The 14,579-nt window shown below is 63.6% G+C and carries 14 protein-coding genes; 12 read left to right on the top strand and 2 right to left on the bottom strand.

Annotation, left to right across the window (positions count from 1 at the left end; translation table 11 throughout):
• The first annotated feature begins 203 nt into the window (after positions 1 to 203).
• From AC1D05_RS02110 to AC1D05_RS02080, 7 genes are all read left to right on the top strand, one after another.
• A complete protein-coding gene (locus AC1D05_RS02110) occupies positions 204 to 1,508 on the top strand; it encodes a M23 family metallopeptidase (RefSeq protein ID WP_477437734.1) in 1,305 nt (434 codons plus the stop codon).
• Positions 1,509 to 1,778: 270 nt separating this feature from the next.
• Entirely contained in the window at positions 1,779 to 3,218 is a 1,440-nt protein-coding gene (locus AC1D05_RS02105) for an FAD-binding oxidoreductase (protein WP_477437733.1), read from the top strand.
• Entirely contained in the window at positions 3,215 to 3,955 is a 741-nt protein-coding gene (locus tag AC1D05_RS02100; protein WP_477437731.1) for a FadR/GntR family transcriptional regulator, read from the top strand. The genes AC1D05_RS02105 and AC1D05_RS02100 overlap by 4 nt, the downstream gene beginning before the upstream one ends.
• A 2-nt stretch (positions 3,956 to 3,957) precedes the next feature.
• Positions 3,958 to 4,395, top strand: coding sequence for a VOC family protein (locus AC1D05_RS02095; protein WP_477437729.1), 438 nt, complete (start codon positions 3,958 to 3,960; stop codon positions 4,393 to 4,395).
• Positions 4,396 to 4,479: 84 nt separating this feature from the next.
• A complete protein-coding gene (locus AC1D05_RS02090; RefSeq protein WP_477438134.1) occupies positions 4,480 to 5,508 on the top strand; it encodes an ABC transporter substrate-binding protein in 1,029 nt (342 codons plus the stop codon).
• Entirely contained in the window at positions 5,508 to 6,281 is a 774-nt protein-coding gene (locus AC1D05_RS02085; RefSeq protein ID WP_477437727.1) for an ABC transporter ATP-binding protein, read from the top strand. The genes AC1D05_RS02090 and AC1D05_RS02085 overlap by 1 nt, the downstream gene beginning before the upstream one ends.
• Entirely contained in the window at positions 6,278 to 7,033 is a 756-nt protein-coding gene (locus tag AC1D05_RS02080; protein ID WP_477437725.1) for an ABC transporter permease, read from the top strand. The genes AC1D05_RS02085 and AC1D05_RS02080 overlap by 4 nt, the downstream gene beginning before the upstream one ends.
• Before the next feature lie 19 nt (positions 7,034 to 7,052).
• On the opposite strand, the gene AC1D05_RS02075 is transcribed toward AC1D05_RS02080, so the two are convergent.
• Positions 7,053 to 8,291 carry a M20 metallopeptidase family protein gene (locus AC1D05_RS02075; RefSeq protein WP_477437723.1) on the bottom strand — a complete coding sequence of 413 codons (1,239 nt, stop codon included), beginning with the start codon at positions 8,289 to 8,291 and terminating at the stop codon, positions 7,053 to 7,055.
• Positions 8,278 to 9,456, bottom strand: coding sequence for a M24 family metallopeptidase (locus tag AC1D05_RS02070; protein WP_477437721.1), 1,179 nt, complete (start codon positions 9,454 to 9,456; stop codon positions 8,278 to 8,280). The genes AC1D05_RS02075 and AC1D05_RS02070 overlap by 14 nt, the downstream gene beginning before the upstream one ends.
• A 218-nt stretch (positions 9,457 to 9,674) precedes the next feature.
• On the opposite strand from AC1D05_RS02070, the gene AC1D05_RS02065 reads away from it, so the two are divergent.
• The 5 genes from AC1D05_RS02065 (at position 9,675) to AC1D05_RS02045 (ending at position 14,579) form a co-directional block, all read left to right on the top strand.
• Positions 9,675 to 10,841 (top strand): ROK family transcriptional regulator, encoded by a 1,167-nt coding sequence (locus tag AC1D05_RS02065; RefSeq protein WP_477437719.1) that lies wholly within the window; start codon positions 9,675 to 9,677, stop codon positions 10,839 to 10,841.
• Positions 10,838 to 11,602 (top strand): ATP-binding cassette domain-containing protein, encoded by a 765-nt coding sequence (locus AC1D05_RS02060; RefSeq protein ID WP_027028608.1) that lies wholly within the window; start codon positions 10,838 to 10,840, stop codon positions 11,600 to 11,602. Before AC1D05_RS02065 ends, AC1D05_RS02060 begins: the two co-directional genes overlap by 4 nt.
• Positions 11,603 to 11,641: 39 nt before the next feature.
• Positions 11,642 to 12,682 carry a sugar ABC transporter substrate-binding protein gene (locus AC1D05_RS02055; RefSeq protein WP_027057230.1) on the top strand — a complete coding sequence of 347 codons (1,041 nt, stop codon included), beginning with the start codon at positions 11,642 to 11,644 and terminating at the stop codon, positions 12,680 to 12,682.
• A gap of 117 nt (positions 12,683 to 12,799) precedes the next feature.
• Positions 12,800 to 13,795: an ABC transporter permease gene (locus AC1D05_RS02050; protein WP_477437717.1), complete on the top strand. Its 996-nt coding sequence runs from the start codon at positions 12,800 to 12,802 to the stop codon at positions 13,793 to 13,795.
• A 13-nt stretch (positions 13,796 to 13,808) separates the two neighbouring features.
• Positions 13,809 to 14,579, top strand: a complete 771-nt coding sequence (locus AC1D05_RS02045; RefSeq protein ID WP_477437715.1) for an SDR family NAD(P)-dependent oxidoreductase — start codon at positions 13,809 to 13,811, stop codon at positions 14,577 to 14,579.

The raw sequence follows: 14,579 nt of genomic DNA, 5'->3' as shown, positions 1-14,579 counted from the left end.
GCGACGGGCCGCTCGGCTGGCAGAAAATTGTTGTTCATTGCCAATGACTTAGCGACAGGTCGGCCGCCCGCATGGCGGTTTTCATGCAACCTTTTGCCCGTGCCGCGTGCATTCGGTGCCGCGCAATCGGCCCAGAAAGCCTTTGTTAACCCTAATAATGTGTAATCAAGCAGTCGTGGTGTCGTAAACGAAAGCTTGGTCCCGTGAACGCAACCGGTCAGTCCGCAGTCTTCGGCAGGCGCAAGGAACCCCACACGGTCATCATCGCCCGAGGCAACGAGATCAGGCATTTTACGATCCGGCCCTGGCTCGCGGCTTTCATCGGTTCGGCACTCGCCGCCATTGCCATCGGCTATCTCCTGGCCACGTCCTATCTCGTGCTGCGCGACGACCTGATCGGCGCCACCACCGCGCGCCAGGCGCGCATGCAGCAGGCCTACGAAGACCGCATCTCAGCACTCCGCGCCCAGGTCGACCGCATCACCAGCCGCCAGCTGCTCGACCAACAATTGATGGAAACCAAGGTCAGCGAACTGCTTGAACGCCAGACACAGCTCAGCCAGCGGCACGGCCGTCTCGGCCCGCTGCTCGAACGCGCCGAGAATGACGTCGGAACAGTGCCCACCGAGGATCCGGCAGCTGCCGCCAAGCCGGACAAACACGCCGAGGTGACCGGCAGCATCAGCCAGCCGGCGCAGAATTACGCGGTGGCCAGTCTCAGCGCCGACCTTGGCGCCGCCGACACCAGGCCATTCTCCTTATGGTCGACCCGCACCGATCCGCTGCCCAGCGATTCGGCCGCCGATCGCGCCGACAGGCTGTTCGTGTCGATCAACCAGTCGCTGAAATCCATCGAGAGCGAGCAGCTCAGCCGCATCAACACGCTTGCCGACAATGCCTATAAGAGCGCCGACGCGATCACCCAGGCGCTCCAGGCTGCCGGCCTGCCGGTCGACAGCGATTTCGGCAAGAACGAAAGCGATGTCGGCGGACCGCTGATCCCGCTCGACAGTTCGATGATGTTCGACAGCAAGGTCAAGGAACTGGACGAGGCGCTGGATACACTCGACCATCTCAAGAAGGAAGCTCGCCAGCTGCCGCTGGCCAACCCGGCTCCCGGCCACTCCGTCACCAGCCCGTTCGGCGTGCGCACCGATCCTATCCTCGGCACCGCCGCGCTGCATTCGGGCATGGACTTCAGGGCGCCCATCGGCATGGACGCCAAGGTCACGGCGCCCGGCGTTGTCACCAAGGCCGGCTGGAACGGCGGCTATGGCCGCATGGTTGAGGTCGACCACGGCAATGGCTTTGCGACCCGCTACGGGCATCTCAGCGAAATCGACGTGACCGTGGGCGAGAAGCTGGGCGCCGGCGCAGTCATCGGCAAGACCGGCAGCAGCGGCCGCTCGACCGGCCCGCATCTGCATTATGAAGTGCGCCACAATGGCGAAGCGATCGATCCCTTGCGCTTCCTCACCGTCGGCAAGAAGGTCGCCCAGTATCTCTGAGCTGCGCCAGTCCTGACCTGATTGGCTACCTCTCAAACCAAATCTGCCCCGCTTTGCAAGCAATCCGGATCTGGGGGATCGCTGTCCGTGCCGGCCTCGACTGCCAGCGGGCGGCTTCTGCTCCTGCTTGATCAGCGACCTGGCCAGCACCTAACCCAACGCGCTGGCAAGCGACTTGTCCACGGCCGTTCGGCCTGCCGGTGTTGACACAATTCCAGTTGTAGGATGATATGTATAACCATACGCCACAACATCAGCGCCAATCCGATAATGACCATTCACGGCATTTCGCCTGACGTCTTTGCCGCCCTGGAGCATCTCCTGGGGCAAGGCGGTGTGGCCGCCGATGCGGCCAACATGGCGAAATACCTCGTGGACTGGTCAGGCGATCATCATGGCGGCGCCCTTGCCGTGCTGAAACCGGCATCGGTCGCCGAGGTCCAGGCCTCGGTTCGGCTGTGCGGCACGCTTGGGCTGGCGATAATCCCGCAGGGCGGCAACACCGGGCTTGTCGCCGGCGCGATCGACATCGGCACGGCCTGCGGCGCGGTGATCATCAGCCTGGAGCGACTGAACAGGATCCGCTCTGTCGACGCCGACAATTTCACGCTGCAAGCCGATGCCGGCTGCATCCTGCAGCATATCAAGGATGCGGCAGAGGAACAGGATTGCCTGTTTCCGCTGGCGCTCGGCGCTCAAGGCAGTTGCCAGATCGGCGGCAACGCTTCCAGCAATGCAGGTGGCGTCAATGTGCTGCGCTACGGCATGGCCCGCGACCTTATCGTCGGCCTAGAAGTGGTGCTGCCTGACGGCGAATTGTGGAGCGGCTTTTCCGGCCTGCGCAAGGACAATCGCGGCTACGACCTGAAACAGCTTTTCATCGGCGCCGAGGGCACGCTCGGCATCATCACCGGTGTCGAAATGAAGCTCTTTCCGCGACCCGGCAAGGTCGAGACGGCGTATCTGGGGCTTCCATCATTCGAAGCGGCGATATCGCTGTTCAGGCAAGCCCGACGCGAATGCTCCGACCTGATATCCGCCTTCGAGATCATCGGATCGGAATGTATGGAGCTGGCGCGGCTCGTCGACCCGAACATCGTCGCGCCGGTCACCGCCCCGGTCCATGTGCTGATCGAATTGTCGTCGAGTGCCGCCATCGATTTGCGCGCCCTGCTGGTGGATTTCCTTGCCCGCACGATGGAAGAAGAGCTCGTCACTGACGCCGTCCTGGCAGAAAGCGGCGCACAGGCCAGGGCGTTCTGGGCCATTCGCGAAGGGCTGGTCGAGGGCCAGGCCAAGCGCGGCTACCACGTACGCACCGATCTTTCGGTGCGTATCTCCGATATCCCCACGCTGATCGCCCGAGCCCGGCAGTTTGTCCAACTGGAGCATCCCTGCTGGATTTCCCAGGCCTATGGCCACGCGGGCGACGGTAACATCCATTTCAATGTGCTGCCGCCGCTCGACCTTGCCGAGCCCGAGGCCCGCGCCAGGGGCACCGCCATCACCACCGGGTTGTACGATGTCGTCAACGCACTTGGCGGCTCGATCAGCGCCGAGCACGGCATCGGGCGCACCCGCCAGCCTGCCTACTGGGCCGGAATGACCCCTGTCCATCGCAAGCTCGTCACCGCGCTGAAACATGCCATCGACCCGGGCGGGCTGATGAACCCTGGCTGCCTCTTTCGCGCGACGGAGACTTTTTCATGAAACAACGACTGGCCGCCATCGGCACTGTCGAGGCGCTGCCGCATCGGGTCGCGGCGTTCCTCAGCCGCGAGATCGAGTCCGGTGACCTCAACCCGGGCGCCCTGCTGCCGACGGAACAGCAGCTCTCCGAAAAATTCGGCGTCAGCCGCAACGTGGTGCGCGAGGCGATCGCGCAATTGCGGGCCGACGGCATGGTGGAGGCACGGCAAGGCATCGGCTCCTTCGTGCTGGCGCCGGAACAGCGCGCGGCGATCCGCATCGACCGCGAGACGCTAAAGGAAGGGCAGAACATGGAGCGGCTGTTCGAGCTGCGCTGCATCCTCGAGGCCGAGTCCGCAGCACTCGCTGCTGAACGCCGCGGCCAGGAGCATCTCGATGCCATCAAGGCCGCACTCGACCGCATGAGCGGCGAGGAGCGCTGGGAGGACGGCAGCATCGACGCCGACCTGCTGTTCCATCGCGAAATCGCCCGGGCGACGGGCAACAGCTACATCCACACCTTCATCTCCTTCGTCTGCGAGCAGATCCGGCGCTCGATCTATTACGCAAGGCAGACCAACCCCTTGCACGATCTGGTGGAGGTCAATGTCGGCGAGCATGTGCGCATCTACGAGGCGCTGGTCGCCGGTGACCCGGCGGCTGCCGAGGCTGCAATGCGCGCGCACATCATCGGCGCGGCCGACCGTGTCGGCGTCAAACTGCCACTGCGCACCCAGCGCGCCGAGGGAGGGAAATAGTCATGTCGCTGGGGACCGCATATCGAATTTCGGACGTCTGCCTTCTCGTCGAAAACATCGAGCGGACGGTGGAGTTCTACGTCGACAGACTGGGCTTTCGCCTCCGTCGCCGCGCCGAGGGTTTCGCCGACTTCCACAGCGAAGGCGTGACACTGGCCGCCTGGGAGATCGACCATATCAGCCGGCATACCGGCGTATCCAAACTGAGGTCGCCGCGCCATGCGCACAAGGTCTGCGTCGCCGTCCAGCTCGACGCACCTAACGAGATCGACCGGCTGCATGCCGAGCTGACGGCAAAGGGTGTGCGGTTTTATGGCCCGCCCGAAAACTATGTCTGGAACGCGCGCTGCGCCTATTTCACCGACCCGGACGACACGCTTTGGGAACTCTACGCCTGGCTCGACGGCGGCCCCGGCGACTACCACGACGAACAGCCGTAGACGACACCGCGCCAAGGGAACGGCGCGCAATGAAGAGACGAGACAGTCTTGCAACAGGAGCGAAAAATGAATGGGAATTACGACATGAATCGCCGCGGTTTCATGAAGTCCGGCCTGGCGGCTGTTGCCGTGGCATCGGGCGGCATGCAGCTGGTGCTGACGCCGGGCGCGAAGGCCGCCGGAAAGGTCGTCATCCAGTATGACTGGCTGATGTCCAACGGCCAGATCGGCGATATCGCCGCCGTCGCCAATGGCTACTTCAAGGATGCCGGGCTCGAGGTGGAATTCAGCCCGGGCGGGCCCAACGCCTCGACCGTGCCGCCGGTGATTTCGGGCGCGGCACAGCTTGGCCAATTCTCCGAAACGCCACAGCTGTTTGCGGCGCGCGCCAGCGGCGTGCCGGTGAAGATCATCGCCTGCGGCTTCCGCACGGGCCCCTACGCGCTCACCTCTAAGGCCTCAAATCCGATCAAGGGCGTGGCCGACCTGAAGGGCAAGAAGATCGGCATCCAGCCGACGGCGCGTTTCGTGATGGATGAGATCCTGGCCAAGAACGGCATGAGTGCATCCGACCTCACCGTCATCAATGTCGGCTTCGACAAGGGACCACTGGTGCGCGGCGATGTCGACGCCATTGGCGGCTGGATCACCAACACGCAGGCGCTCAGCGTCGTCGGCGACGACCGCATCGACCTTCTGGTGCGTGACCTCGGCCTGAACTCCTATGCTGATGTCTATTTCGCCACCGACGCGGCGATCGAAAAGGCCCCGGACACGCTGGCCAAATTCATCGGCGCGGTTGCCAAGGGCTGGGGCTGGGTGCACGCCAACCCGCAGGAAGCGGTGAAGAAAATGGTCGCCGCCTATCCCGAAATGGACCTCGGCTGGGAAGAGAAGACCGTCAACCTCGTGCTAAAACTCTCCTTCGACGGCGCAACGGCCAAGGACGGCTGGGGCACGTTCGACCCCGCCTCGATCGAAGAGCAGCTGACGCTGCTCGACAAGGTCGGCCAGTACCCCAACGGCCGGCCCAAGGCGGCCGATGTCTACACCACCGAGATCCTCGAACTTTCGGCTGCCGAGCGGCCGAAGCTCGACGCGCCCGCCGCCTGATGGCGAGCGCGATCGAAGCCAGCAGGCTGGATGTCGGCTATGGCGGCCGCCAGGCGGCCGTCAAGGTGCTTTCCGGCCTCGACCTCAGCGTCGAGGCCGGCTCCTTCCTGTCGATCCTCGGACCGTCCGGCTGCGGCAAGTCGACCTTGCTGCGCGTGGTCGCCGACCTGCTCGAACCGCTCGGCGGCACGATCAGCGTGCTTGGCGACACGCCGCATGCGGTGCGCTCGCGCCGCGATGTCGGCTTCGTCTTCCAGGACTCGACGCTGCTGCCCTGGCGCACTGTGCGTGACAATGTCCGCCTGCCGCTTGACGTCGGGCAAGGCAGCCTGACCCGCAAGATCGAGGACCGCAGCGACGAACTGCTGGAGCTGATGGGGCTTGCCGGCTTTGGCGAACGCCTGCCACATCAACTCTCCGGCGGCCAGCGCCAACGCGTGGCCATCGCCCGCGCCTTGCTTGGCCAGCCGAAGCTGCTGCTGATGGACGAGCCGTTCGGGGCGCTCGACGAGATCACCCGCGATCGGCTCAACGACGAGCTTCTGAACCTGTGGCGGCGCACCGGCACGACGATCCTGTTCGTCACCCATTCGATCGCCGAAGCCGCCTATCTCGGCGAACGCGTTATCGTTCTCGCCACCAATCCGGGGCGGCTCGTTAGGGATTTGGACCTGCGGCCGCTCAAGCAGGACGGCAACCGCTGCACGCGCGAAGATCCGGCAATCGTCGCCGCCATGGCGGAACTGCGGACCGCGCTGGAGCAAGCATCATGAGGCCCGCACCGCTGTCGCCGCAAATGGCAATAGCCCTGCCCGTTCTCGGCGCGGCTTCGCTGCTTCTCGCCTGGCAGTATCTGCTGCCACTGCTCGGCGTGCCGGCCTATATCGTGCCGACCCCAACTGCCATATCCGGCGTCTTCCAGAAGAATTTCGCGCTGCTCATGGACAATCTCAGGCCGACGCTGATCGAGGCGCTGGCCGGCTTCGTCATCGGCAATCTGGCCGCCGTGCTGCTCGCCGTCCTGTTCGTGCACAACCGCGTCCTGCAGGCTACCTATTTTCCGATCGTGCTGTTCTTCAACACCATTCCTATCCTGGCGCTGTCACCGATCATCATCCTGATCTTCGGTCTCGGCATGACGCCGAAGATCGTCATCGCGGCGGTGATATGCTTCTTCCCGACGCTGGTGAACATGATCCGCGGCCTGGACTCCGCCAGCGACAATGAGCACGAGCTGTTCCGGGTGCTGTCGGCGACACGTTCGGAGATTTTCTGGAGCCTGCGGCTGCCGCGTGCGCTGCCGATGCTGTTTTCCTCGCTCCGCATCGCATCGGCGACGGCAGTCATCGGCGCCATCGTCGGCGAATGGATCGGCTCGGACAAGGGCCTCGGCGCGCTGATCATCCAGGCGAGTTTCAACTACCAGTCCGACCGGCTTTACGCGGCGATCGTGCTATCGTCTTGCCTGTCGATTGCCCTGTTCTGCGCCGTGGTGCTGGTCGAGCGCCGGGTCATCAAATACTGAACAGGCCTGAACTGCTTGATCAATCCGGCCTTTCCGGTTGCGTCGACAGAAATCTGGTCGCCGCCGAAACCAGGGTCGCCGCGCCGATTTTTAGCGCGGCCTCATCGACACGAAACCTGGGATGGTGGAGCGGAAAGACCGATCCGACCGCTTCATTGCGGATTCCGAGCCGAAAATAGACCGATGGACGCTTCTCGCTGTAGTAGCCAAAATCGTCGGCAATGGTCCACCCAGGTGTGTTGAGAACATTGTCGGCGCCGACGCAGGCCCTGCCGCTGACGGCGATCAGCTCCGCCATCTCGACATCGTTGACCACTCCCGGCTCACCTTTGTGTATGGCGAGTTCCACACTAGCGCCGTGGCTTGCCGCCATGCCCTCCAGGATTTCGCGAACGCGGCGCCAGGCCCGCTCGCGGGTTGCGTCGCTACCGCTGCGGATGGTGCCTTTCAGGGCGACCCTGCCGGCGATCACATTGTAGGCGCTGCCGCCATTGATGCCGGTGACGGAAATGGCCAGGGGGTCATACGGATCGATTTCGCGCGCGACGATCTTCTGCAATTCCCCGACCATGGAGCAGGCCACGGCAATCGCATCGACGCCTTCATAGGGCTTGGCCGCATGCGCCGCCTCGCCTATGACGATTGCGTCGAACGTGTCGCACGCCAGGGTATAGGGACCTGAACGGACCGCGACCTTGCCGGACGGTGTATAGGGGTCGACGTGAAGACAGATGGCGGCGTCGATATCGTCGAGCAGCCCCTCTTCCACCACCCGCCTGCCGCCCGAGGGCGAATCCTCCTCGGCCGGCTGGAAGATCAGGCGGACGGTTCCGCCAAAATCGGCCCTTGATCGATGGAGGTGCGCGGCAACCGCGAAACCCATCGAGGCATGGGCGTCGTGGCCGCAGGCATGCATCACGCCGGGATTTGTCGATGCATAGTCGACACCGGACTCTTCTTCGATGGGCAAGGCATCGATGTCGGCGCGAATGGCAATCTTCCGGTTCGACGGCTTGCCGGTGCCGACAATGTCGACCGCAAGGCCAAAGCCCGCGACGTCGCGAATGTCGGCTATCCCCTCGCCGGCCAGCATCTGCCTGAGATAGCGTTGCGTGTTGGCTTCATTGTTCGACAGTTCCGGATTGCGGTGCAGATGGCGGCGGATCTCGATCATCTGGTCGAGAATTCCCGTGTCGATATCGACTGCACCGGGACTTGCAGCACCGCCTACCATGGCCGAACCCTCAGGATTTGACATGGATCTCTCGCGGGAACTTCGTCAGCGTCTCATGGCCCGTTTCGGTGACCAGGATGGTCTCGCTGATCTCGATGCCCCAGCCGTCCATCCACATGCCGAGGATGGAATGAACGACGTTGCCGGGCTGAAGCACCGTCTTGTCACCCGGCCTGAGGCTGATCGTGTGTTCGCCCCAATCCGGCGGATAGGCGACGCCGATGGAATAGCCGATGCGCGACTCCTTCTTCAGTCCATAGCGTTGAATGACCTTGCGCCATGCGGCCTCGACGGCTTCGGCAGATGTTCCCGGCCTGACCGCGTCGAGCACCGCGTCCATGCCCTCGATCACCGCCTTTGCCGTGTCCGCGACACGCGTCGGCGTCTTGCCGAGTTGCATCGTTCTAGCCAGTCCAGCCGCGTAGCGGCGGCAGACGCCAGCGAGTTCCAGCGCAATCGTCTCATTGTCCCCGAACCGCCGGTCACTCCACATGATGTGCGGGGCCGAGGCATTCTCGCCGCCGAGGATGGTCGGCGGGAGAGCCGTGATGTCGCCGGCGAAATCCGGGCTGCCGGCGATCTGCGCCGCCTGGATCGCGGCAATCGCATCGCACTCGCGCACGCCGGGCGCGATCACCTCGAAGGCCCGCGTAACGGCGGCCTCGGCCAAGGTGGAAGCCTTGCGCAGATAGGCGATTTCCGGCGCGGATTTGACCGCGCGGATCCAGTTCACCAGCAGATCGGCATCGTGCCATTTCGCATTGGAAAGGCCGGCGACAAGGCGGGCATGCGCTTTCGGCGAGAAATAATAGGCTTCGAGCTCGATGCCGATATGTCTGTTACCCCAACCCTTGGCGACGATCCAGTTCGCGATCCAGTCCATGGGGTGGCGATCGGCCCGCTGAACATGATCCTCCGGGAAGCCAACCACGTTTTCGGGTTTCATCCAGGCTGTCAAAAGGCCACCCGCCGCGTCCATGGCGCGCCCGATCCAGACCGGCTCGACCTCCTCAATGGGTACCAGCACCACCTGCGGCGTGTAGAACGACCAACCGTCGTAGCCGGTGATGTAGTGCTGGTTGGCAACGTCGTTGACGACAAGGAGTTCGAGACCGCGCTTCGCCATCTCGGCGCGGATCTTGGCAAGCCGCTGCTGGTATTCGTCGCGGGCAAACGGCAGTTCGATCATCTCTACTCCATGCTTTGTTCAACGATTGCGAGGCTCGCCCAGCATTGAAGCGGTTTCACCATGGCGGCAATCAGCCAAGCGCCACACCTGAACAGGGCCTGGGCCGGATGCGACCTGCGGCTCTCCCGGATTGGACCGCGCTCCCGATTTATTTTTGAATTCCATTTGACTGAATAACTCTTTGATGCGAACCTAACGTCAATCAGGGGGCGCAAGGCATGGCATTGCGGGGGACCAATCAGGAATTCGGGCGGCCGTACAACCGGCGCATCGTGCTTGAATCCATCCGCCTGCATGGGCCGATCGCCCGCGGCGATATCGCCAGCCGCGTCGGCCTCACCGTCCAGACCGTATCGACCATCGTTCGCGAATTGGAGGAGCAGGGCTACATCCTCTCGGTGCGCGAGGAACCCAAGGGACGCGGCCTGCCACCGGCGACGCTGCGCATCAATCCCGAGGGCGGCTATGCCGTCGGCATCCACATCACCCCGCTCGGCATCAATGCCGCCCTGATCAATCTGAGCGGCGACGTCATCGAGAGCGCCTACCGCGAGGCGCCGAACGCAACGCCCGACCACGCCTTCGACCTGATCGGGGCCATGGTGTCTGAATTGACCGGATTGCGGGCCGGCGGGCGGGTTCTCGGGGTTGGCCTCGCCCTGCCCGGACCATTCGGTGTCGAATCCATGAGTTTTATCGGCCCGACCACCATGACCGGCTGGAAGGATGTGGCGCTGCGCGAACGGCTGGCGGCCTCGACCGGACTGCCGGCCTTCTTCGAGACCGACATGGCGGCGGCGGCCATGGGCGAGCGGCTCTACGGCCTCGGCGCCCAATTTTCTGAATACTATTATCTCTATTTCGGCGTCGGCTTGGGCGGCGTCATGGTTCATGACGGCAGCGTGCAGCGTGGCGCCTGGGGCAATGCCGGCGAGGTCGGGCATATCCCTGTCGTTCCCGGCGGCGAGGCTTGTCCCTGCGGCAACAGCGGTTGTCTTGAAAGGTACCTCTCGCTGGAGGCGCTCCGGCGCTGGAACGGCACAGAGGCCGATTGGGTCGCGGAAGTCGCGCCGATCTTTCACAATGCCATCGCCGTCATCGAGAACCTGTTCGATCCTGAAACGGTCATTCTCGGCGGGCTGGCGTCCACCGATCTGCTCGAACGGCTGGCCGGTTCGGCTGACGGCCTGCACAACTCCGTCTCGGCGCGCAAGGACCGGGTGACGCCGCGGATTATGGTCGCGCGCGGCGGGCAACATTCCGTGCTGCGCGGCGCCGCCGCCCTTGCGGTTTCCGGGGTGCTGTCGCCGCGCTTCGGCCAGATGTTCGCCGCCGAGCGCGAACGCGGCCGCGATCTTCTGACAGCCAAGGAGATTGCCGCATGAGCGAACCGCTGCTGGTGCTCGACAACGTCACCAAGAACTATGGCGCGATCGAAGCGCTGAAGGGCATCAGCTTCTCGATCGGCAAGGGCGAGGTCGTGGCGTTGCTCGGCGACAACGGCGCCGGCAAATCCACGCTGGTCAAGATCATCGCTGGCGGGCTCGAGCCGACCTCGGGCCGCATGCTGTTCGAAGGCAAGGAGTTTCTGGCGAGGTCGCCGGCCGAAGCCAAGGCGGCGGGCATCGAAACCGTCTACCAGGACCTGTCGCTGTGCACCAATGTCGACGTGGTCGCCAATTTCTTCATGGGCCGCGAGATCACCAGAAAGGTGCTTGGCATTCCAGTGCTCGACGAGCGCGCCATGGAGGCCGTCGTCGAAAAGGCGCTGGCCAGCGCCGGCACCCGCATTCCGTCGCTGCGCACCAATGTCGAGCATCTCTCGGGTGGCCAGCGGCAAGCCATCGAACTCAACCGTTTCGTGCATTGGGGCGGCAAGCTGGTGCTGCTCGACGAGCCATTCGCCGCCCTTGGCGTCGAGCAGACCCGGCGCGGCCTCGACATGATCCGCCAGGTGGCGAGCCAGGGCATCGGCGTCGTCATCATCACACACATCATGCAGCAGGCTTTTCAGGTCGCCGACCGGATCGTGGTGATCCGGCAAGGCGTCGTGGCGGGCGATGTCGCACGCAACAAAACAAGTCCCGACGCGGTGATCAACATGATCACCGGAGAGACGCTTGCCGGTGCCGGACCGGCAGGCTGAGGGACAAAGAGGGGTCCGGCTTAACAGAGAGCCAACGACATGAAGCGAATACTTCTTGCTGTCTTCGGTATCCTGGCACTGGCCTTTGCCACGCTCACGCCGGCATTCGCCCAGTCCAAGGGTGTCGTCTATTACATGGTGCCGACACTGCTCGACGAATTCCAGACCGGCTCGGTGAGCGCTCTGGAGCTGTTCCTGAAGCAGACCGGCTATGAGATGAAGACCCTGAACGCCGACAACAAGACCGACGCTCAGCAATCGCAGATGAATGACGTCATCGCCCTCAAGCCGGCGGCGATCATCCTCGCTGCCGTCGACTTCAACGCGCTGAAACCGTCGATCGAAGCCGCACGTGCCGCCGGCATTCCGGTGGTCGAATTCGACCGCCAGATCACCTCGACGCCTTCCGACTTCACCTCGGTCGCCGGAACCGTCGAGATCGGCTATGTCGCCGCCGACCAGGCCGAAAAACTGCTGAAAGCCAAGAACGGCTCGGTGAAGGGCAAGGTGCTGCAGGTGCTGGGCGACCCCGGCGATCCCTACACGCTCGACATCCAGAAAGGCTTTGAGGAGAAGATGAAGGCGTTTCCGGACGTCAAGATCATCTCGCTTCCAGCCATGCAGTGGGAAGCCAGCAACGCCGGCACCATCGTTGCCGACCAGATGCTGGCCAACCCCGACATCGACCTGATCTTCAGCCATGCCGCCCACCTCTCGGTCGCCGCCGTCGCCTCGCTCGAGGCCGCCGGCAAGAAGCCGGGCGACGTCATGCTGATGAGCTCGAACGGCGCTCCGGTCGGTCTCGACCTGATCCGCAAAGGCTGGCTCAATGTCGAAGTCGAGCAGCCGCTCTACGCACAGGCCGCTGCCGTCGCCATGTTCATGGACAAGGTGGTCAAGAAGCAAGAGATCAAGCCCGGCGAATACGACGTGCTTGGCTTGAAATCGACCGTGACCAAGGAAGCCTGGGGTCCGAACATCAAGATCCCCGGTGCCGCCATCACCAAGGAAAACGTCGACAACCCGGCCTTCTGGGGCAACCAGAAGCCGCCGACGGACACCGTCAAGTCGGTCGAATAGGCACGTCACCTGAAACGCTCCGGGCCGCCGGCCCGGAGCCGATCCTCCAATTCCAATCCGCGCATGACTTCGAAAATCAAAAGATGATTTTCGGATATGCGCCAGCCGGATCAACCCATGAACCCTCGCACCCGCCATGCCCTGGAGTTCGTTCTCGACAACCTCGTCTGGTTCATGCTGCTGTTCGTGCTGGTGGTCTTCTCCATCTTCATCCCGAACTATTTCCAGCTCGGCATCTTCGCCAACATCATCGAGGCCTCGAGCGTGCTCGGCGTCATGTCGATCGGCCTGGCGCTGGTCATCATCGCCGGCCACATGGACCTGTCGGTCGAATCCGTCGCCGCGCTCAGCGCCATGGCGGTCGGCATCCTGTTCTGCTCGTCGGGCATCGGCCTTGGCATACAGCTACATCCGGAATGGCTGATGGTTCCGGTTTCGCTGCTGCTGGCGCTGGCCGTCGGCGGCCTGATCGGCGCCTTCAACGGTTACCTGGTGGTCAAGGTCAAGATGAGCGCCTTCATCATTACGCTGGCCTCCTACATCTGGGTACGCGGCCTGGTGCTGGTGATTTCGGGCGGCCGCTCGGCGCAGGATCTGGCGCCAGCGATCCGCTGGTTCGGCATCCAGCGGCTAATCGGCCTGCCGCTGACCGCCTGGATCGCCATCGCCTGTTTCGTCGTCTTCTCGCTGATCATGGCCAAGACGCCCTTCGGCCGTCATCTCGTGATGATCGGCGGCAACGAGACGGCGACCTTCCGCGCCGGCATCCGGGTGAACCGCAACCTCATCATCGCTTTCGTGCTTGCCGGCGCCATCGCTGGCCTAGCCGGCTGGCTGCTGGCGATCCGCACCTCCGGCGCCACCGCCAATCTCGGTGTCGGCCTGCTGTTCAACGCCTTTGCCGCGGTCGTCATCGGCGGCGTCAGCCTCAAAGGCGGCGTCGGCACCCTCCCCGGCGTCTATGCCGGCGTGCTTCTGCTCTCGGCCATCAACACGGCGATCAACCTGATGGGGCTGCCGGCCAATTTTACCCAGGTCATCCATGGCCTGCTGGTGCTGGCCGCCGTGTTGCTCGACGCTTTCAAGCAAACCATTCGCCAAAGACTCGCATGACAGGACGGCTCACATGACCGGACGACTGAACGACAAGGTCGCGCTGATCATCGGCAGCGCAAGCGGTATTGGCAAAGGTATCGCACTGCGCTTCGCCGAAGAAGGTGCAAGGCTGGTGCTCGCCGACACCGATGTCGAGGCCGGACAAGCGACCGCGGATGAGCTTGGCGCTCCTTTCATCGGCACCGACATCTCGCAAATGCGCGACGCCGAGGCCGCGGTGGCATCGGCGCTGAAGCATCACGGCCGGCTCGACATCATCGTGCAGAATGCCGGCATCTATCCCTGGCAGCTGATCGAGAACACCAGCACCGACGACTGGGATCGCGTCATGGCCGTCAATCTGCGCGGCACATTCAATGCCACCCGCGCGGCACTGGTGCCGATGAAGGCGCAGCGCTACGGACGCATGCTGTTCACCTCCTCCATCACCGGTCCGCACGTCACCAGTCCGGGCCACGGCCATTATTCGGCGACCAAGGCAGGCATCAACGGCTTCATCCGTTCGGCGGCTCTGGAATTCTCCGGTTACGGCATCACCGTCAACGGCGTCGAGCCCGGCAACATCCTGACCGAGGCCATCCAGCAGCACCGTGGCGCCGCCTATATCAAGAATATGGAGGATTCGATCCCGCTCGGCCGGCTCGGCAGTCCGCGCGACGTCGCCAATGCCTTCCTGTTCCTCGCCTCGGACGACGCCAGCTACATCACCGGCACGACCATTGTCGTCGACGGCGGGCAATTGCTGCCCGAGGGCAAGGATTTCCGGATGGTGCCGCCGTAA

This window comes from Mesorhizobium sp. P2_E9 (assembly GCF_056403815.1).
This window is presented reverse-complemented; position numbering and strand designations above follow the sequence as displayed.